The sequence below is a fragment of the Actinoplanes sp. TFC3 genome (genome assembly GCF_001553785.1).
GTDB lineage: Bacteria > Actinomycetota > Actinomycetes > Mycobacteriales > Micromonosporaceae > Actinoplanes.
The window spans coordinates 2,448,324-2,466,792 of sequence record NZ_LOJP01000001.1 but is presented as its reverse complement, the minus strand read 5'-3'; the positions used below and the strand labels follow the sequence as shown (position 1 = coordinate 2,466,792).

At 67.1% G+C, this 18,469-nt stretch carries 15 protein-coding genes and 1 tRNA gene; 7 read left to right on the top strand and 9 right to left on the bottom strand.

The window, feature by feature from the left end; genetic code table 11:
• Positions 1–423, bottom strand: a 423-nt coding sequence (locus TFC3_RS11240; protein WP_067498982.1) for a YbaB/EbfC family nucleoid-associated protein, incomplete at its 3' end; no start/stop codon positions are given.
• A gap of 10 nt (positions 424–433) precedes the next feature.
• Positions 434–7,264 (bottom strand): type I polyketide synthase, encoded by a 6,831-nt coding sequence (locus TFC3_RS11235; protein ID WP_201787141.1) that lies wholly within the window; start codon positions 7,262–7,264, stop codon positions 434–436.
• On the opposite strand from TFC3_RS11235, the gene TFC3_RS38515 reads away from it, so the two are divergent.
• From TFC3_RS38515 to TFC3_RS11215, 5 genes are all read left to right on the top strand, one after another.
• Positions 7,251–7,583 (top strand): hypothetical protein, encoded by a 333-nt coding sequence (locus tag TFC3_RS38515; RefSeq protein WP_173745278.1) that lies wholly within the window; start codon positions 7,251–7,253, stop codon positions 7,581–7,583. The two genes, TFC3_RS11235 and TFC3_RS38515, sit on opposite strands and share 14 nt — an antisense overlap.
• Before the next feature lie 9 nt (positions 7,584–7,592).
• Positions 7,593–8,303 (top strand): SDR family oxidoreductase, encoded by a 711-nt coding sequence (locus TFC3_RS11230; protein ID WP_067498978.1) that lies wholly within the window; start codon positions 7,593–7,595, stop codon positions 8,301–8,303.
• 207 nt (positions 8,304–8,510) lie between these two features.
• Positions 8,511–8,894 carry a YbaB/EbfC family nucleoid-associated protein gene (locus TFC3_RS11225; RefSeq protein WP_067498977.1) on the top strand — a complete coding sequence of 128 codons (384 nt, stop codon included), beginning with the start codon at positions 8,511–8,513 and terminating at the stop codon, positions 8,892–8,894.
• Positions 8,887–9,198, top strand: a complete 312-nt coding sequence (locus TFC3_RS11220; RefSeq protein ID WP_067498975.1) for a type VII secretion target — start codon at positions 8,887–8,889, stop codon at positions 9,196–9,198. Before TFC3_RS11225 ends, TFC3_RS11220 begins: the two co-directional genes overlap by 8 nt.
• Positions 9,195–10,349: a WXG100 family type VII secretion target gene (locus tag TFC3_RS11215; RefSeq protein WP_153040185.1), complete on the top strand. Its 1,155-nt coding sequence runs from the start codon at positions 9,195–9,197 to the stop codon at positions 10,347–10,349. Before TFC3_RS11220 ends, TFC3_RS11215 begins: the two co-directional genes overlap by 4 nt.
• Positions 10,350–10,375: 26 nt before the next feature.
• On the opposite strand, the gene TFC3_RS37915 is transcribed toward TFC3_RS11215, so the two are convergent.
• The 4 genes from TFC3_RS37915 to TFC3_RS11200 form a co-directional block, all read right to left on the bottom strand.
• Positions 10,376–10,657 carry a hypothetical protein gene (locus TFC3_RS37915; protein WP_161952575.1) on the bottom strand — a complete coding sequence of 94 codons (282 nt, stop codon included), beginning with the start codon at positions 10,655–10,657 and terminating at the stop codon, positions 10,376–10,378.
• A gap of 968 nt (positions 10,658–11,625) precedes the next feature.
• On the bottom strand, positions 11,626–11,895 hold the full coding sequence (locus TFC3_RS11210) for a Txe/YoeB family addiction module toxin (RefSeq protein ID WP_067498971.1): 270 nt from the start codon (positions 11,893–11,895) through the stop codon (positions 11,626–11,628).
• Positions 11,892–12,161 (bottom strand): type II toxin-antitoxin system Phd/YefM family antitoxin, encoded by a 270-nt coding sequence (locus TFC3_RS11205; protein WP_067498970.1) that lies wholly within the window; start codon positions 12,159–12,161, stop codon positions 11,892–11,894. The genes TFC3_RS11210 and TFC3_RS11205 overlap by 4 nt, the downstream gene beginning before the upstream one ends.
• A 241-nt stretch (positions 12,162–12,402) precedes the next feature.
• Positions 12,403–12,474: transfer RNA gene (locus TFC3_RS11200), tRNA-Lys, on the bottom strand.
• A 110-nt stretch (positions 12,475–12,584) separates the two neighbouring features.
• On the opposite strand from TFC3_RS11200, the gene TFC3_RS11195 reads away from it, so the two are divergent.
• Complete coding sequence (locus TFC3_RS11195; RefSeq protein ID WP_067506427.1) at positions 12,585–13,028, top strand: hypothetical protein; 444 nt, start codon at positions 12,585–12,587, stop codon at positions 13,026–13,028.
• A 430-nt stretch (positions 13,029–13,458) separates the two neighbouring features.
• A complete protein-coding gene (locus tag TFC3_RS11190; protein ID WP_067498968.1) occupies positions 13,459–14,208 on the top strand; it encodes a PP2C family serine/threonine-protein phosphatase in 750 nt (249 codons plus the stop codon).
• On the opposite strand, the gene TFC3_RS11185 is transcribed toward TFC3_RS11190, so the two are convergent.
• The 3 genes from TFC3_RS11185 to TFC3_RS11170 form a co-directional block, all read right to left on the bottom strand.
• Positions 14,177–15,910: a proline--tRNA ligase gene (locus TFC3_RS11185; protein ID WP_067506424.1), complete on the bottom strand. Its 1,734-nt coding sequence runs from the start codon at positions 15,908–15,910 to the stop codon at positions 14,177–14,179. The two genes, TFC3_RS11190 and TFC3_RS11185, sit on opposite strands and share 32 nt — an antisense overlap.
• A gap of 503 nt (positions 15,911–16,413) precedes the next feature.
• Positions 16,414–17,667 (bottom strand): MFS transporter, encoded by a 1,254-nt coding sequence (locus TFC3_RS11175; protein WP_067498964.1) that lies wholly within the window; start codon positions 17,665–17,667, stop codon positions 16,414–16,416.
• A complete protein-coding gene (locus TFC3_RS11170) occupies positions 17,664–18,299 on the bottom strand; it encodes a winged helix-turn-helix domain-containing protein (RefSeq protein ID WP_067498962.1) in 636 nt (211 codons plus the stop codon). The genes TFC3_RS11175 and TFC3_RS11170 overlap by 4 nt, the downstream gene beginning before the upstream one ends.
• Positions 18,300–18,469 lie beyond the last annotated feature (170 nt).

Here is an 18,469-nt window from a genome sequence, read left to right as displayed (position 1 = left end):
TTGGCGGGGGGGGCGCAGGAGTTGTTGTTCCAGGCGGTCGGCGATGGTGCGGCCGGCGGTTGAGTCGGGGCCCATGGTTTGGGTGACGATGTGGCGGGAGCGTTCGGCGGCCTCGCGGCGGGCGTTGTGCATGGCGCCCATGACCGCGCGGGCAACCGCTTCCGGGGCGACCCGGCTGATGCGGTCGGTGAAGCGTACGCCGGTCAAGGCGCCGGTCGAGTCGATGGTCACCTGGGCCAGGCCGTTGTCGTCCTCGGCGGACACTCGCAGCTCATTGAGCCGGTTACTCATGGCCTTGGTGCCCGCGGCCATCCGGTCGACGCGGCCCTTCCAGTCCTGCAGGTATGCCGTCGCCTGATCGGGATCAAGCAAGCCACCGTCAGAATCGGGCGGGCCGCCGTCGTCAGCGAAAGCGCTGGTCATGGCCGGGACTTTACCAGCGCAGCCAGTCGCGCACCGCCCCCGCGGCGCTGGCGGCATGCTCGTCGAGCATCGTGAAATGGTCGCCGGGAACCTCCTTTCGTTCGTGCGGCACTGACCTGGTGACCTGCCAGTCCTGAGGCATTCCGAGCACCGGCGAGGCAGCGGCAACCAGCAGCGTGGGCGCCTGCACCGCCTTGGGCCGCCAGCCATGTACCAGCCGGAGGTAGGAACCGGTCGCCAGCAGCGCGGTCTGTTCGTGCAGGCGGTCGAGCCCCCGCACGATCAGCCCGGCGAGCCAGTCCTCGGCGTCGAGGCCCAGGTCGCTCTCGTACGTGTCGAGCAGCACCAGCCCGGCTGGTCCACGCCCCCGCCGCTCCAGCTCCTCGGTCAGCGCCTGCGCCACCAGCCCGCCACTCGACCGCCCAACAACCACCACGGGCCGGCCGGCTCCCCCGGCCGCCCCAGCCGAGACTTGGTCGGCGAGGTGGGAGATCAAGGTCGGCAGCGACTCCGGGGTACGGCGAAGCGACTCGAACCCCGGCCACGACACAACGCTGACCGCCGCCCCGACCGCTTGGCCGAACGCGCGGAACTCGGCAACCCCCAGCGGCCCGAACGACGGCAGGCAGAACAGCAGCGGCCCCTCGTCCTTCTCGATCAGTGGCACTACGGCCGGCGGGGTGCTCTCCCGATTGCCGGCCAGCGCCGCGGACGCCGTGACGAGCAAGTTCGCTGCCAGGCCGTGCTGTCCGGTGCCGGCGAGGTCGTGGAACAGTGACGCCAGGCTGCGCTCCACGTCCGGCGGCGGCACCGGGGTTGCCGGGGTTGAGCCGGCGATCCAGCGGGCCAGCGCAGCCGGGCTAGGGTGGTCGAACACCACGGTTGCCGGCATGGCTACTCCGGTGGCTGCGACAAGCCGGGTGCGTAGCTGAATCGAGCCGACGGAGTCCAAGCCCTGGTCGGTGAACGCGCTTCGGACGTCGATCATGGTGGCGTCGGCGTAGCCGAGTTCGTTTGCCACTTCGTCTCGTACCAGCAGCGTCATAGCAGCAACCAGGTCCTCGCCGGACAGGCCGCTCAGGTCGTGGCGCCGCGCTGCGGTTGGCGTGCCGGGCGGACGCAGGGTCGCCGCCGGGCGATCGAGCACGATGGGCGCGAGCACCGGCTCATCGCTTCGCAGGGCGACATCGAAGGCGGCGGTAATCTCCGACGGCGTCAGCGGGCGCAGCTGGGAACGCCCGGCCGCCATCCCGCCGTCGAGGCCCAGCGGCCCCCAGGCCAGCGACAAGGCGGGCAACCCGGCCGCCCGGCGTCGGCGAGCCAAGTCGTCGAGGAACGAGTTTCCGGCCGCGTACGCGCCCTGACCCGCGTTGCCGAGCAGACCCGACGCCGATGAGAACATGATGAACGCGGCAAGGTCCCCGGTCAGCTCGTGCAGATGCCAGGCACCGTCCACCTTGGGGCGCAGCACCGCATCCGCCCGCTCACGGGTCAGCGACTCGATGGTTCCGTCGGCGAGCACCCCGGCCGCGTGCACCACAGCGGTAACCGGCGGATCGGCTGCATCGAGGATCGCCTGCACATCGGCGCGCCTGCTGACGTCACCGGACACGACGGCGCCGAGCAGCGTCGGCTTGGGGTGCCGGCTCATGAGCAGAAGATGGCGCACGCCGTACTTCTCTTGAAGGTGGCGAGCAATGAGCGTGGCCAGCGCGCCCGTGCCACCGGTGATGAGCACCGTGCCCGCACCGAAGGAAGGGGCCGTTTCACCGCCGCCGGTGCGAATCAGCTGTGGTTTGCCGACGACACCGCGAGTGATGCGAACCTCCGGCAAGGTCGCGGCAGCGCGGACGCCAGCACTCACCGCCCGCACGGACTCCTGCGAGTCGTCGCGCTCGACCAGCGCGACCTGCCCCGAATACTCGGCGATGGCTACGCGCACCAGACCCGCCACCGCCGCCGCATTCGTCGTGACGACAAGGCGATCCGGCCCGGGAAGACGCGATCGAAGTGCTTCGGCAGCAGCCCAAACCTGATCCCGTACGTCCGCAGCCGACCCCGCCTCCCCCACCGACAGATCCAGCACTACCGGGTCGGCAACGCCCTCCACGGAGGCCACCGGAACCCACGACGGCACGTACAGCGAGCGCGGCAACGACCGCACAGTCAACGCCTCGACCTCGAACACCGCGGTGCCATCCGAACCGGCCAGCTGAACCGTGAGCACGTCCGGCGCCGTGCCCACCGCGCGCGCGATCCGCACCCGCCCCTGGGTGGCACCGCCGTAGCTGCGCACCCCCGACCACACGAACGGCAGCCGCGGCGCGCCGTCCCGGGCGTCGAGCAGCCGAGCCGGATGCAGCGCAGCGTCCATCAACGCCGGGTGCAAGTTCCCGGCTCCTCCGGAGATCGGCAGGCGCACCTCGCCGTACACCTCACCACCGTGCCGCCACGCCGCGGTCAGCCCCTGGAACGCAGGCCCGTAACCGCTGTCGTCGTAGAACCCGGCAAGGTCGACCTCCTCGGCTCCGGGCGGTGGCCACGACGAGGCCCACGACCAGACGGGTCGTCCCGCCTCGGCCGGTGCGCACCGGCCCTCCCCGCGCGGCTCCTCGTCCACGTAAATCTGCAGGTCACGGCCGCCGTCCGCAGCCGGCTCGGCCAGCATGAGCTGCACCGTCAGCTCGTCACCGGTCACCGTCAGCGGACGGCTGATCGTCAGCTCGCTGATGACCGGCACCCCGGCCCAGCGCCCGAACGCCGTGACCAGCTCCACCACCGCCGTACCGGGAACCAGCACGTCGCCGTCGATCGTGTGATCCTGCAACCACGGCTGCGCGGCCACCGACAATCGCCCGGTCGCCAGGTGCTGCCCCGTGCCGGGCACCGCCGTCATCGCGTCGAGCAAACGCGCCGGGCGCCGGGCCGGAGCACGATCATCAAGCCAGAAACGCCGACGCGAGAACGGGTACGTAGGCAGCCCTGCCGCCACCCGCGAGTCCCCCCGCCCCAGCACCGCAGCCCGGTCCACATCAACGCCGGCCACCCACAGCCGCGCCGCACCCTCCACGGATACCGGCACCACATCCTGCGCCATCAGCGCGGCCAGTGACGGCACTGGCCCAAGCTCCACAAGGTTCCCGGTCAACGACTCAACAGCCGCCCCGAACCGCACCGGTTCCCGAATCTGGCGCACCCAGTATTCAGCCGACCGCAGATCGCTGCCTTCGGCCGGCCGGCCCGTCACCGTCGACACGATCGGCAGCGTAGGGGTGCCATACCGCACCGACGCCGCCACCTCAGCGAACGCGTCGAGCATGGGCTCCATCCGTACCGAATGAAAGGCGTGACCAACCCGTAAAGCCGTTGTGCTGTGCCCCCGGGCCCGCAATTGCACCGCGACCTCGGCCACCGCGGCGTCGTCCCCGGACAGCACTACCGAGCGGGGCCCGTTCACCGCGGCCAGGCCGACGCGGGGGTTGAGCAGCGGGGCGACCTCGGCTTCGGCGGCTCGGACCGCGACCATGGCACCACCGGGTGGCAGCTCGCCCATCAGTCGAGCGCGGGCGCTGACCAGCGTGGCCGCGTCGGCGAGCGTCAGGATGCCGGACAGATGCGCTGCGGCCAGTTCCCCGATCGAGTGCCCGACGAGCAGGTTCGGCTGCACGCCCCAGGACTGCAGCAGCCGGTACGAACCAACGGCGAACGCAAACAACGCCGGCTGCGCGAACTCGGTCCGATCCGGGTCGCCGGTCAGCGGTGCGCCGAGAGCGTCAATGGCTTCGTCGTAGGCGTTGTGGAAGACGGCAAAGGGCAGAAGGTCACGCAGGCCGGCTCGCTGGGCGCCTTGGCCGGGGAAGAGGAAGGTGACCTGGTCGGCGGGTTTGCCAGTGCCCTGTACGAGGCGGGGATGGGGTTGGCCGGCGGACAGGGCGGCCAGCGCTTCGCGTTCCTGGCCCGGCAGCACGGCAGCCCGGTAACGTTGCGCGGCTCGGGTGGTGCCCAGCGCGGACGCGTCAAGGGATCCGTGTTCGAGCAGGCGACTGGCGTGGTGGCGCAATGCTGTCTCGTCCGCCGCGGACAGCAGCAGCGGCACCGAACCGGCGACAGGTGGAGGCGACGCCTCGGGCAGCGGCGGTGCTTGCTCGAGGATGACGTGGGCGTTTGTTCCGGAGATGCCGAAGGAGGACACGGCAGCCCTGCGTGGCCGCCCAACTTCGGGCCAGGGGCGGGCCTGGGTCAGCAGCGCTACGTCGCCTGCGTTCCATTCCACGTGATCGTTCGGCCGGTCGATGTGCAAACTCCGGGGCATCGTGGCGTGCTGCATCGCCGCCAGCATCTTGATGACCCCGGCCACCCCGGCCGCCGCCTGGGTGTGCCCGATGTTCGACTTCACCGTGCCGAGCCACAGGGGCCGACCCGCCGGCCGGTCCCGCCCGTACGTCGCCAGCAGCGCCTGCGCCTCGATCGGGTCGCCGAGCAGCGTGCCGGTGCCGTGCGCCTCGACCACGTCGACGTCGGCCGGTGCGAGCCCCGCGTCCGCCAGCGCCGCTCGGATCACCCGTTGCTGCGCGGGACCGCTTGGCGCCGCTAGCCCGTTCGACGCGCCGTCCGAGCCGACCGCTGAGCCGCGCAGCAACCCGGCCACCGGGTGACCCAGGCGCCGTGCATCGGACAGCCTTTCCAGCAACAGCAGTCCGGAGCCCTCAGCCCAGCTTGTGCCGTCCGCATCGGCCGAGAACGCCTTGACCCGGCCGTCGGGTGCGAGCCCGCGCAGGCGGCTGAACCCGATGAAGGGCCCGGGGTTGGACATCACCGTGGCGCCACCGGCGATCGCCATCGTGCACTCACCGGCGCGCAGAGCCCGGACCGCCGAATGCAGGGCCACCAGCGAGGATGAGCAGGCGGTGTCGATGGTGACGGCCGGACCGGTGAGCCCGAACGTGTACGCGATCCGCCCCGACGCCACGCTGCCGGCCGAGCCCAGGCCCAGGTGGCTCTCCAGTTCGGCGCTCGGATCCGCCGCGCGCTCGGCGTAGTCGCGGTACATCAGGCCCACGTACGTGCCGACATTGCTGCCACGCATGGTGACGGGGTCGATGCCGGCGCGTTCCCAGAGTTCCCAGGCGGTTTCCAGGAGCAGGCGCTGCTGCGGGTCCATGGCGAGCGCTTCGAGGTCACCGATGCCGAAGGGTGCCGGGTCGAAACCGGTGGCGGAGTCGAGGAAGCCCCCGCTGCGGGCGTACGAGTGCTGCGCTCGATCCGGGTCGGGATCGTAGACCTCCGGGTCCCAGCCGCGGTCGGACGGGAAGGCCGAGATGGCGTCCACTTCCTTGTCGACCAGCGACCACAGATCCTCTGGCGACTCGACTCCGCCCGGGTAGCGGCACGCCATCGCGACCACGGCGATCGGATCCTCGTCCAGCTCAGGGGCGGCGTCGAGCTGGTGCCTCATCACCTTGCCCGAGGAGGTGCGCGGAATGGTGCTCAGAAGCCGGATCTCGTCCGGTGCCTTGGCCGCCGACAGCACCCGCCGGCACGCCGCGAGCAATGCCTGCGGATCCACCCCGTCACCCGCCGGCACGACGTAGCCCACCGCTACCTGCCCGAGCCGGTGGTGCGGGCGCCCGGCCACCGCCGCGTCGGCCACCTGGGGAAGGCTGAGCAGCACGCGCTCGACCTCGGCCGGGTGCACGTTGGCGCCGCCTCGGATGATCAGGTCGCCGGCTCGCCCGGACAGGAACAGGTGGTCGCCGTCGACCAGCCGGCCCAGGTCACCGGTGCGATACCAGCCGTCGACCAGCTTCTCGGCGGTCGCCTCGGGCTGGCCGAGGTAGCCGCGCATCACGCTCGGACCGCGAACCCAGACCTCACCCTCGGCACCCGGCGGCAGTGCTTTGCCCGTACCCGGATCGGCGATTTTGATTTCGAAGCCCGCAACCCGCCCGACCGAGCCCTCGTCCGGAATGGGCCTCGGGGTTTCGACCGCAATCGCCCCGCAGGTCTCGGTGCTGCCATAGCTGTTGAGCAGCGGCGCGCCCAGCGCATGGTCGACGGAAAGGCGCAGATCGCGCGAACAGGGGGCACCACCGGTGACGCAGACCCGCAGCGTGGGCACGTCGAGCCGCCGATCGCCGAGCGCCGCGAGCAGCCGATGGTAGGTCGTCGGCACCCCGGTCAGCACGGTCGGCCGCGTGGTTTCCAACGCGGTGATGAGATCGGAATCGGACGGATGATCGAGAATCGTCGCTGTCGCGCCGGTGCGCAGGACGCCCAGCACACAGCGCCCGTGACCCAGGGCATGAAAGATCGGAACCGGCCACAGCAGCCGATCATCGACGCCCATCCCGAGCCGCTCGACCACCACGGTCCGGGTCATCCGCAGCCACCGCTGCTGGCTGGAAACGACGCCCTTGGGCCGTCCGGTGCTCCCGGAGGTGTAATGGATCCAGGCGTCGTCGTCCAGGTCCAGCGCCGCCTCAACCGGCTTACCGCCAGCGCTCAGCGCCGCCACATCATCGCCGCTGACGACCAACCGCGGCTGACAATCATCGATGTACGCCGCCAGCTCAGCGGTAGAAGCCCGAGGATTTACCGGTACGCCCACAGCACCCGCTCGCACGACGCCCAGCAGCGCGACGATTGCGTCGATGCCAGCGGGCAAACTGATGAGCACGCGATCGCCGCGGCCAATGCCCCGGCCCGCCAGTCCTTCGGCGAACAACCGGGTCTGCCCGTCCAGCTCGGCGAACGTAACAGCCCGGCCACCCGCTTCGAAAGCAGCCTTGGCCGGCCGTTCAACAGCGTGACGGCGAACAAGATCCATAATGGATTCGATCACCCGGACACCGTCGCAGACGCGAGCAACCCCCGGCAAAGCGGTTGCAGGCGTTGGAAAGAATCTCCTGCGACGCACCTCAACCGGTATTCGATCCGTCATCAGCGGTCATTGCGTCGCTGTGGCGTTGATAACCGGCATGAGCCTCACCGCCAGCCGGTGGCTGCGTTCAGTCGCGCTGGACACCGCCCCGGTGCGGACTGCGCTGGCCGGCGGCACCTTGGCATGTGCCGGCGGACTCGTCGCAGGCGAATTGAATCACCTCGTCCTCGGCGTGACCCGTCTCGCAGTGCTTGCCCCTCACGTCAACGTCAGGTTTTAGCGTGAACGCATGCAGATCAACGGCACAAAAGCCCTCGTAACCGGCGCCAACCGCGGCCTCGGCAAGGCGTTCGCCGAGGCCCTCCTCGCCCGCGGCGCCACCACCGTCTACGCCACCGCCCGCCGCCCCGACCGCATCGACATCCCCGGCGTGGTCCCGCTGCAACTGGACATCACCGACCCGGCATCCATCGAGGCCGCGGGCGCCGCAGTGGGCGACCTCGACATCCTCATCAACAATGCGGGGATCTCCACCGACGCACCCCTGCTCGGCCCCTCCACGGACAACATCCGCCGCGAGTTCGACACCAACTTCTGGGGCACCCTCAACGTCACCCGCGCCTTCGCCCCCAAACTGTCCGGCGGCGCCATCCTCAACGTCATCTCGGCGCTGAGCTGGTACGCGTTCGCCCCGTCGAGCAACGGCTACGCCGCCTCCAAGGCCGCAGAATGGTCCCTGACCAACGGCATCCGCCTCGAACTGGCCGACCAGAAGACCCAGGTCACCGCGCTCGCCCTGGCCATCGCCGACACCGACATGATGGCCGGCTACGACATCCCCAAGCTGCCGCCCCACGAGGTGGTAGCCATCGCCCTGGACGGCCTGGAAGCAGGCAAAATCGAGGTAATCGCCGACAGCCCCACCGCCAACGTCAAGGCCGCACTGTCCCGCGACCCAGCCCTGTTCTACGCCGACATCCCGGGCGCCCTCTTCGGCTGAGCGACCGGGAAGGCTGACAGCCGGGGAAGGAAGTGCCGCGAGTCGGAGCCGCCCATGCGATGCCGACTCGCGACATTCCGGCAGCGCGGTCCAGAAGACCTGTTCTTCGACACGCTCGTCACTGAAGTTTCTTGACGGCATCATGGAAGACGATCGCCTTCAGGTAGAACTCGGCTTTATATCGACTGGCGTCGTTACAATGCTTCGGTGTTCGATGGCGACGCGGCGGGCGAGGCGCTGGAGCGGATCGACGAGTGGGAGCGATCCGTTGCTCGGCGGGCTGAGCAAGCACAGGAGTTGACCCGAAGGACCGCTGAGCTGTTTGCGACCGCGCATAGCCGTGACGGCCTGGTCGAGGTAACGGTCGACGCCGAGGGTCGAGTCAAGCACCTCCGCCTCGACGAGCGCACGCGGCAACAGTCCGCCGAAACCACCTCGCGCGCCGCTATGGAGACTCTGCAAGCGGCGAGTGCCGCGCTGCTGGCGCAGTACCAGGAAATCACCGCTGAGACGGTCGGAGCCGAGACCGAGATTGGGAGGATGCTGATAGGTGGTCTCCGCAAGCGTCTCGGGGAGCCTGAGGATGAATGAACCAAGGGCCTTCCAGGTCAACTCCGCATCATTGGTATCGCACGCCGGTGAGGTCGACACAATTGGTGACGGGCTCACGACCGCTGTTCAGGCTGGGCAGAACGTCGAGACACACAACAGCGCGTACGGCCAGTTGTGCCAGTTCGTACCCGCTCTGCTCAACGGCCTACAGCAGAGCATGGTCGACGGTATGCGCACAGCGGCTAGGTCCGCTCATGACACAGCAGACACGCTGCGGTCGGTAGCTGCGTTGTACGACTCAACTGACGGCGGCGCGGCTGAGCGGATCCGGAATGCGCGATGATGCCAATCCGGCCGCCGCTCGTGGCGGTGGCCAATCCTGGCATCAGTACCGATCCGTGGGCCGGTGTGTGGATAGCCGAAGACGTCGAGACGATTCTCGCCGGGATCAGAGACGGTAGCTGGATCGACACCACGCTTGGCGCGGTCTCGGCCGGACTGGACGCTCTCGCGTTTGTCTCTGACCCGATCGGCAGCCTCCTTCAGTACGGCGTCGCCTGGATCATCGAGCACGTCAAGCCCCTGTCCGAGGCTTTGGACTGGCTGGCCGGCAACCCCGGACAGATTGCGGCACATGCGCAGACCTGGCGCAATATCGCCCGCGAGCTGGATGGCCGCGCATCCGACCTGGACCGTACGGTGCACTGGGACACGACCGAGTGGCAGGGAACCGCCGCTGACGCGTACCGCACCTGGACCGGCCAGCAGAAGGACGCCGTCACTGCCCTGGCCGGCGCCGCCGAAACGATGGCGGCTATTACGGAGGGGGCCGGCAAGCTCGTCTCCGGCGTGCGGATGATGGTGCGCGATGCAATCGCCGTACTGGTTTCGCGTCTGATCACGTACGCGGCCGAGGAGGTTTCCAGCTTCGGTCTCGCAACACCCTTGGTGGTGGAGCAAGTCAGCACGCTGTGCGCGTCCTGGGGTGCCCGGATCGCGAAGTGGCTGCGCGGCCTGGTCAGCAGCCTCGAGCACCTGCGCGGTCTGACCGGCAAGCTCGGCGAGGCCATCGAGGCGATCAAGGGGCTACTCAGACGCCTACAACACGACGACACCGCCTCCCTGGATAGGGTGAAGAAACGCGGAGCCGGTGCGATCCAGTTGTTCACCGAGGAATCGGTTCGCAACGTCGCGGCGAAGTACGGCATCGATATCTCAAACCTGAGCATCTCACTCGGCAGCAAGGCCACCCGCGGGATTTGCGGCCGAACTCTGCCAGACGGTTCGATCGTGCTTTTTCCGACTGGCTTCCGCAGCGAGGAGGACCTGGCCAGGACACTGGCCCACGAGAGGTTTCACCACGACGAACTGGAAAGTGGCAAGCTCTTCCCGAAAACTGCGGAAGAGTTCGATGCTTTTGAGGACCGAGCATACGCATACGAGGAACAGTGGTGGGAGAACCAACCGATCCGCCCAGAGCCGAAGGCCCCATGATGGCGACGTACGACGAGTGGCTCGAATCATACGGCGCCGCATACGACACGGTCCCAGGTCCATTCGACGATGCATGCCCCAACTGCGGGCACCGCTGCCTTCAACTTGTTTTCACCGGTGATCCTGATGGCGTGATCGGCTACGCACACTTTTGGTGTAACCACTGCCTCCAAGGCATCGGCGTCTCCAGGACCACTATCCCCAATCACGCCACCGTCCAGAACATCCGCTTGCCCCATGATCAACGACAGCCGAGGATCCCCAACTACCAACTCGTCCAGTGAACAACGTACGACCTCGGCAGACATAACCGCGATGCTGGCGCGTCATCACGTCAATGTTGGAGCCACAAGGCACTTGCAGTGCCAGGGAACGACGGCAATGTTTCCTCAACGCGGTCGGCGAGCTGATCTCAATGCCTAGAGCTCTGCCATCGGCCTGCTGGACGATCAGATCCACTTCATGAATGTTGCTGCGAGTCCGTAGGTGGCTCACCCTGCCCTCGGCCGCTGCGGCGTAGGTTGTGGACGCTGAGCGTCACGAGGTGTTCGAAAAGTGCGCCAAGAATGGTTCCCTCAGCGAAATTGGTGCTGCCTCGATCTGCTTGAAGCAGTGCGGCGCCATCGAGTCCGAGCAGTCGTGCGGCCGACGCCGGGTCGGCCAGATGACCGGGCGGGATCCAGCATCGACAGCACGGCGCAGCTGATTCCAGACCTCGGGCAGTCGCTGCCATTCGTCCGCTAGGCCGGTACTCGATCAAGGCCCCAGTTTACCGAGGTCACAGCGCCTGGTCTTCCGTTTGGCAGCCGCCAACTCTTCCAAACGCGCACCGTCTAGTCTTCCGAACACACGGGCGAAGGGCCTTCCAATCGCAGCCCCCCATGCGCAAAGCCGCCACCCACCGCGCCCAGCCAGCCACCGCGCTCACCACAGTGTCCCGCGACCCAGCCCCCTTCAGCTGAATGACCGGAAAGACTGACGACCGGGAATGGCTGATCGCCGGGCCGCTCGCAGGTGGTCGTGGAACACGCATAAGTAACCCGCCCACCGTCACCACCGTAACGGGGGGTCTGGGGGGCGCCCCCAGGCAAGTTGAGTGGCCGGACGTTACACCATGCGAACCGCTCGATCGCTCTCCCCGGCGCTCCGCTAGGAGGACGTTTGACCAGCTCACGAGGAGTGGGTGTGGTGCGGTGAACGCCCGGGCCGGCGAGGAAGCATTGCTTGGCGTGTAGAAGCGATGCCGAGAACGGGTGGCCGCGTCGGTCGACCGTTGTCACCGGTCCCCGTAGTGGTAGCGGCACGACAAGATCTCCACCTGGTCGTGCGCCTCTACAACGCGGTACACCAGCCGGTGCTCTTCGTTGATGCGCCGTGACGCCCAGCCGGACAGGTCACCTTTGAGTAGCTCCGGCTTGCCGATACCCTGGTCATCACCACGCCGAATGTCCTTGATAAGTATGTTGATGCGCTTAAGGATTTTTCGGTCGCTTACCTGCCAGTTGACGTGTTCGTCCCACGCGTCTGGATGCCACGTAAGCTTCACGCAGCGGCCTCGTCGTCGGGGTCAACGGCCTCATGCTCGACGCGTTCGCCGGCCTCCATCTCCGCCATACGTCGACGCAACTCGCGGCCGTTGGCACCGCGAGACAAGTATTCGGTCTCGCGCCACGCGTCATAGTCGCTCTTGAGCATGACGACCATCGGCTCATGTCCACTGCGAGTGACGACGAGGTCTTCAGCGTCGCTCTCGATGGTATCGAGCACATTCGCCAGGTTGGCTCGCAAGTCAGATGCGGTGATGACCTTCATGACCCCTCCAGCTCTTGTACGTTATATTGTACGACGGGTTCGGCCACCTCTCATTGATGAGCTGTCGATTGACCACAGCCGGTAATGGAAACTCTGCGCGACATGCACAGCCGAAGCGGCACAGACCGTGCAGGCAAGCCGGCATCGGGCTTACGGCGGCCACCCTAGGCCAAGCGGGCGCTGTTAACAGGCTCGTCGGCGCGTGATCCGCGCACCCGCCCTGTTGGGTGTCCTACTGGGGTGGGCCACCCGGGACTCGAACCCGGAACCAAGGGATTAAAAGTCCCCTGCTCTGCCATTGAGCTAGCAGCCCGCGCTGATCAGGTTACCTGACGATCCGGCTGGAGGCGGTACGGCGGCGGTCTGCCGCGGTGCTGGACTCGAAATCGGCTAAACGTTGTCAACTAGTATCGCTGTGTGATCATGGCGAAGAGGAGTGGGTTTTGGCGTACCCGGTATGAGATCAGCGCTGCTGGGTCGGTCATTGCCACCTGGGACAACTCGAGCTGGAAGACCGGCGGCGAGTTCGAGCTTGACGGGCGGCACTACGAGGTGCGCAGCAACGGGTGGGGCACCAAGTTCACCATGACCGACGAGTCCGGCTCGGTGCTGGCGTCGGCCGACCGGATCGGCCGTAAGCAGTGGACCGTCGAGGCCGGTGGGCAGACCTACCATTTCGAGCGGAAGTCGTTCTTCAGCAGCGATCAGGAGCTTCGCGTGGCCGGGCAGCCGGTGGGCTCGGTGCGACAGGCCGGCAAGTGGCGTACCGATGTGGCAGTCGACCTGCCCGGCGTACCGCTTGCTGTTCAGATCTTCGTCATGGGGATTGTCGTCGCCATATGGCAAGTGCAAGCAGCCGCTGCATAACGCGTCATAAAAAGGCAGATGGGCCGTGACTCTTGGGGATAGGCGTTACGGCCCACGCCATAGGGCCGGCCAGCCCAATGGGGCCGGCGCAGCTTCACCGCCGTCTCGCGCGGCGCCACGATCGGCCAGGGCGCCATCGTGATCACCGGCCGCGGCATGGTGGCGCTGTTCACGTCTACGTAGGAATCCGCGCAGCCGCCGGAGTCGCGGCGCAGCCGGGAGCCGGGCAGCCCAACGCGCAGGAATGAGCGGCGCTGCGGTTGTGGGCCCAGGGCGCTACCTACGCCTCAGTTGCCCGGACCCTTGGCATTTCCGAGCGGGGTCCCCAGCCGTTTCCGCTCTGCCACCGTCATCGGCATGGAGCCGGCCGTGGCGTCGGCGTCGCCCTTGGAGATCGATGACTACCCTGACCCCGGGAGGGTGATCAGGAGTGGAAGTCAATACCGTTTGGTGGCGAACCGGATCGCTGCGGTTGAAGGTCGCTTCGGGCAGCGTGGTGGGCAACCGTTATGCCGAGAACTACGACGTTCTGCACGTCGATTCCGAGCGGCCGCTGGCGGTGGTTGCCGATGGAATGGGCTCCGGCGAGGGATCGGCCACAGCCGGGCGTACGGCGGTGGACGTCTTTACGCAAACGGCGGCCCCGGGGGCGTTGCGGGAAGCCGTTGCCAACGTGCAGACGGCAGTTCGGGAAAAGGGCCGTCCAATTGCCGGGCTCACCGGATGCACCCTCACCGCGTTCGTGGGCGACGGCGAAAACGCCTGGCTCGTGCAGTTGGGCGATTCCCGGGTTTACCGGCTGCGCAACGGATTGCTCGAGCTGTTGACGGTCGATCACACCGCGGCCTGGCTGGGCCTGCTGCACGGCTGGTTCACACCCGAATCACCGGAAGCACACTCGGCGCGCTATCGGCTTTTCCGGTATGCGGGCCACCCCGACAAGCCCGAGCCGGATGTGCTTTCCATCGGGCTGCACCGGGGCGACCAGTTTCTTATCTGTACGGACGGGGTCAGCGATCAGGTTTCGTACCAGCGGATCCAGCAGCTTCTCGAAGCCGGCACCGACCCGGGGGCAACCGTCGAAGCGTTGCTGAACGACACGCTCATCCACGGCGACGACAACGCGACAGCTGTTGTGATCCAATGCGTCAGCGCACTTCCCTCGGAAGGGAAACGGTAACCGGCTCGGCCAGTTTGGCGAGCATGTCCGCGATCCGCTCCCGCACCTCGGTGACCACATCGTCAAACGGCACCGAAGTGGCTTCCCCGGTGGCGCGATCGCGGACCTCGGCCGTACCCCTTTTTCCGATAGTGACTCGCAACGGCAGCCCCATCACGTCCGCGTCGGCGAATTTCACCCCCGCACGGACGGCGCGATCATCGAACAAGACCTCGACGCCGTACGACCAAAGCTGCTCATAAACCCGTTGAGCAACCCGCCCCGCCTCGGAATCCACGTCAGCCAGCAACGTCAGGTGCACGTGGTAAGGCGCAATGCTCGCAGGCAACCGCAGCCCCTTGTCATCGTGATGTTCCTGGGCCGCACAACCCAGCAACCGGTCCACCCCGATGCCATAGCACCCCATGATCAGCGGTCGGCGTTCCCCGCCGGCGTCCACATAAAGCGCCCCCAGCTCGGCCGAGTACTTGGTGCCCAGCTTGAAGATGTTTCCCATCTCCACACCACGCGTCGTGCTCAATTCATGTCCGCATTCAACGCACGGGTCCCCGGCCCGTGCGGCGGTGATGTTCGCAATGATGTCGACCGGGTGGTCCCGCCACGCATTGACGTTGCGCAGGTGAAACCCTTCCCGGTTTGCCCCCGCGACAAAGTTCTTGCTGTCGAAGACCAGGTGATCGACAACAATGGTGGCGCCGGTGATCCCGATCGGCGACCCGTAACCCGGCACCGCGCCAATGCTTCTGATCTCATCGGCGGTCATCGGGCGCAGTTCCGCCGCTCCGACCACGTTGGCCAGTCGCGTTTCGCTGACCTCCATGTCGCCCCGCACGACCGCGACCACGAACTTGTCCTCGCTCGTCAGAAATACCACCTTGGCGGTTTCTGCGGCGGTAATGCCCAGCGCCGCTGCCAGGGCATCAATGGTCGAGGCACCCGGGGTGGCGACTTCCTCCGTCGGCAGCGCCGGCCCATTGGACGCCTCCGGCTTACGGAAGGATGCCACCTCCCGATTGGCCGCGAACCCGCACGCCTCGCAGAAAAGAAGCGTGTCCTCCCCGATCGGCGTCAGATACATGAATTCGTGTGCCAACGTGCCGCCCATCATGCCGACGTCGGCCAGCACCGCCCGCACCGGAACCCCACATCGCGCGAAGATGGAGAAGTACGCCTGATACTGAGCCCGGTACTGCGCCCGCAGCCCATCGTTGTCGCGGTCAAAGCTGTAGGCGTCCTTCATGGTGAACTCGCGCACCCGAATCAACCCGGCACGCGGGCGAGCATCATCGCGGAATTTGGTCTGCACCTGAAAAGCAAGCCGCGGCAAATCGCGATACGACCCGACCTCCGACCGGGCCAGAGAAGTGATGACTTCCTCATGCGTCATGGCGAGCACCAGGTCACGCCCCCGCCGATCGGCAAAGCGGGCCAGCTCCGGACCGATCTGCGAGTAGCGCCCGGACTGCTTCCACAGCTCAGCCGGGTTGACTACCGGCAGACGGACCTCCTGGCCGCCGATGCGCTCCATCTCCGTACGCAAAATATCCTCAATCTTGCGGAGAGTGCGCAGCCCCAACGGCAGATAGGCAAAGATTCCCTGGGCAACTTGCCGGACCATCGCGGCCCGCTGAAGCATCTGATGCCCGGACGATTCGGAGTGGCCCGGGGCGGTGTGCAGGGTGCTGCCAAAAGCGGCTGACATGCGCATGAAAGGAAGTCCTCAAAGTGCGAACGGGTAAGGGAATGAACGCCGGCTCTCCGGCTCCCTAGGTCGACGCACGTTCATCCGGCGACCCTAGCCCAGCCTTCAGCCCGTGGTCACACGGTTAATTCGTAAGCCTGCCGCCGATCACGTCAGGTGGGTTCATGGCCGCATGCGACGTGCATGACGTGGGCCGGAAGGCGCTCAACTCGCTGACGAAGTACCCGTCCATCGAGACGTACCACCGCCTTGACCGGCGCAACGGCAACCTCACCGATCCCGCTACCGGCTTTCACCGGCCCGGTCATCGCCACCGGGAAAGTCGACGGCACCAACGCGCGCATCATCGTGCTGCCCGGTGGCACGTATTTGCTGGGCTCGCAGGAGGAACTGCTTTACGCGCGTGGAGACCTCATCGGCAATCCCGCTCAGGGCATCGTCGAGAACCTCAAGCCGCTGGCCGAAACCCTCGTGCAAGAAGGCGAGCCGAACCAACTGCGGGTCTATTTCCTGGAGCTGTATTGCGCCAGATTGGCAATCGGAGTGCCCCGGTCCATCAACCGCCACGTCCGCCGCCGAATCAGCGGGTCCAAGGTCACCAGCAGGTACGCCGTCCCCACCACGAGAATGCTGCCGGTCACTCCGAGCGTGGTCGCCAGCGCGCCGCCCACCAGCCCACCGAGCGGAATCCCGGCCCACGCCAGCCCGCCGACCGCCCCGAGCACCCGCGCCCGCAGCCTCGCCGGAATGCGTTCGAACTCCGCCGCCGACAGCAACGGGTTGATGGCCCCGATCAGCACACCGCCCACCAATGCAACGCCCACCACGACAGGCAGCCCGACCGGCAATGCCAGCACAAAAATTCGAGGAACAGCGCCAACCAAGAAGGCGATCGCGTACGTCCGCCAGCGCGGCAATCTCCCGCCGTACACCGAAACAAGTAGCGACCCAGCGAATGCACCAGCACTCACCGCGCCAAACACAACTCCAACCGGCGCCGCGTCATGAAAGCGGTCGTTTCCCCACACCGGAATGAGCACCGCCGTCATCGCCTGATCGAGCAGGTTCGTCAGCAGCACCATTGCCACAATCGCTCGCAACAACGGGTCCTGCCGGACAAACCGCATCCCCGCCGCCAAACTGGCCAGGTATCCGTCCTCCGATTCAGCAGACCCGGGAGAACCCCGCGAGGAGGTACGAACAAAGCACGCCACCGCCCCCGCCGCCAGCAGAAAGCTACCCGCATCCACCGCAATGACAGCCGGAGCCTCAATCAGCGCAACGAGCACCCCACCCAACGGCGCGCCAATCAGTGATCCCAACCGGTTCACGCTGTCGGCCAGCCCCGCGGCCCGCTCGTTACTCCAACCGGCAGCGGCTGCGACATCGGGCACCATCGCGTACTTGGCGTTGTCCGAAGGCCCCCGGAACAGCCCGGCCAGTCCCACCAGCACAAGCAGCATCGGATAGGCGAGCAGGCCCGCGGCGTAGAGCACGGGCACCAAACCGAGCACCAGTCCCGCGACCAGGTCCCCGCTGATGCTGGTGACCCGGAATCCCACGCGGTCGACCAGGGGGCCACCCAGGATCCGGGCCACGACCAGCGCACCCATTTCCACAAACGCCGCAACGCCGGTCAGCAGGGGATCGCCGGTGGTCTGCAGCACGAACCAGGGCACGGCCACGACCGACATCCGGGTGCCGGTGACCGAGACCGCCTCGGCGAGCAGCAGCCCGTACGCCGAACGCCGGCTCACGACCCTTCGCCTCGCGCCGCCAGCAACGCATCAAGCTGCCCGCGCCGGGGAAAGATCTGGAACTGCGTGGTGATCGCCACGCGCTCCGTCCCGTCATCGCCACGATGGGCCGCTCGTTCCCGATAGCGCACCAGCAGCGCCATCAAGTCGTCGGAAAGCTGCTGAGCCTCGGCCGCGGTCAGGTTCATCGTCTGGTCGCTCATACTGGCCGCCTGCACCCAGTCCGCCGGCCAGGCAGCCAACTCGCTGATCGACTGCTCGACATTCTCGGCGTACGTCCGCGCAACCGTGCGCAGGTAAGCCTCACCAAGTTCACGCTCCGGCCCGTCGCCCGCCGGAACATCGAACCAAGTTGAGCGATGTACCGCCCGCCAGAACCGCTCCCGCCCTTTGCCCAGCTCGGGGGCGTCGGCCACGAAGCCGTGGGCAGCCAGCATCCGAAGGTGATAGCTGGTCGCGGCGCTGGACTCACCGAACCGAGCGGCCAGCTGGGTCGCGGTCTGCGGCCCCTCGTGGCGCAAGGATCCAAGCAGCCGCAACCGCAACGGATGAGCCACCCCGCGCAGGGTTCGGGCGTCGAGCACCACGTCCTTGCTGGAGTCATACCCGGGCTTGTGTGGATCGATGTCCATGGTGCAAAGCTATCTTTGCAAAGAATCCTTTGCAAGTAGTCTCCGCATTGTCCAAAATCTAAGTGAGCCGCTGTCGCTACCCGCGCGGCGCCAAGTCTTGAGCCAGGCTGACCCGCAAGTACGCATCAGCCCACGCGTGCACCGCCGCCTCTCCCGGATCCGGCCCCAGC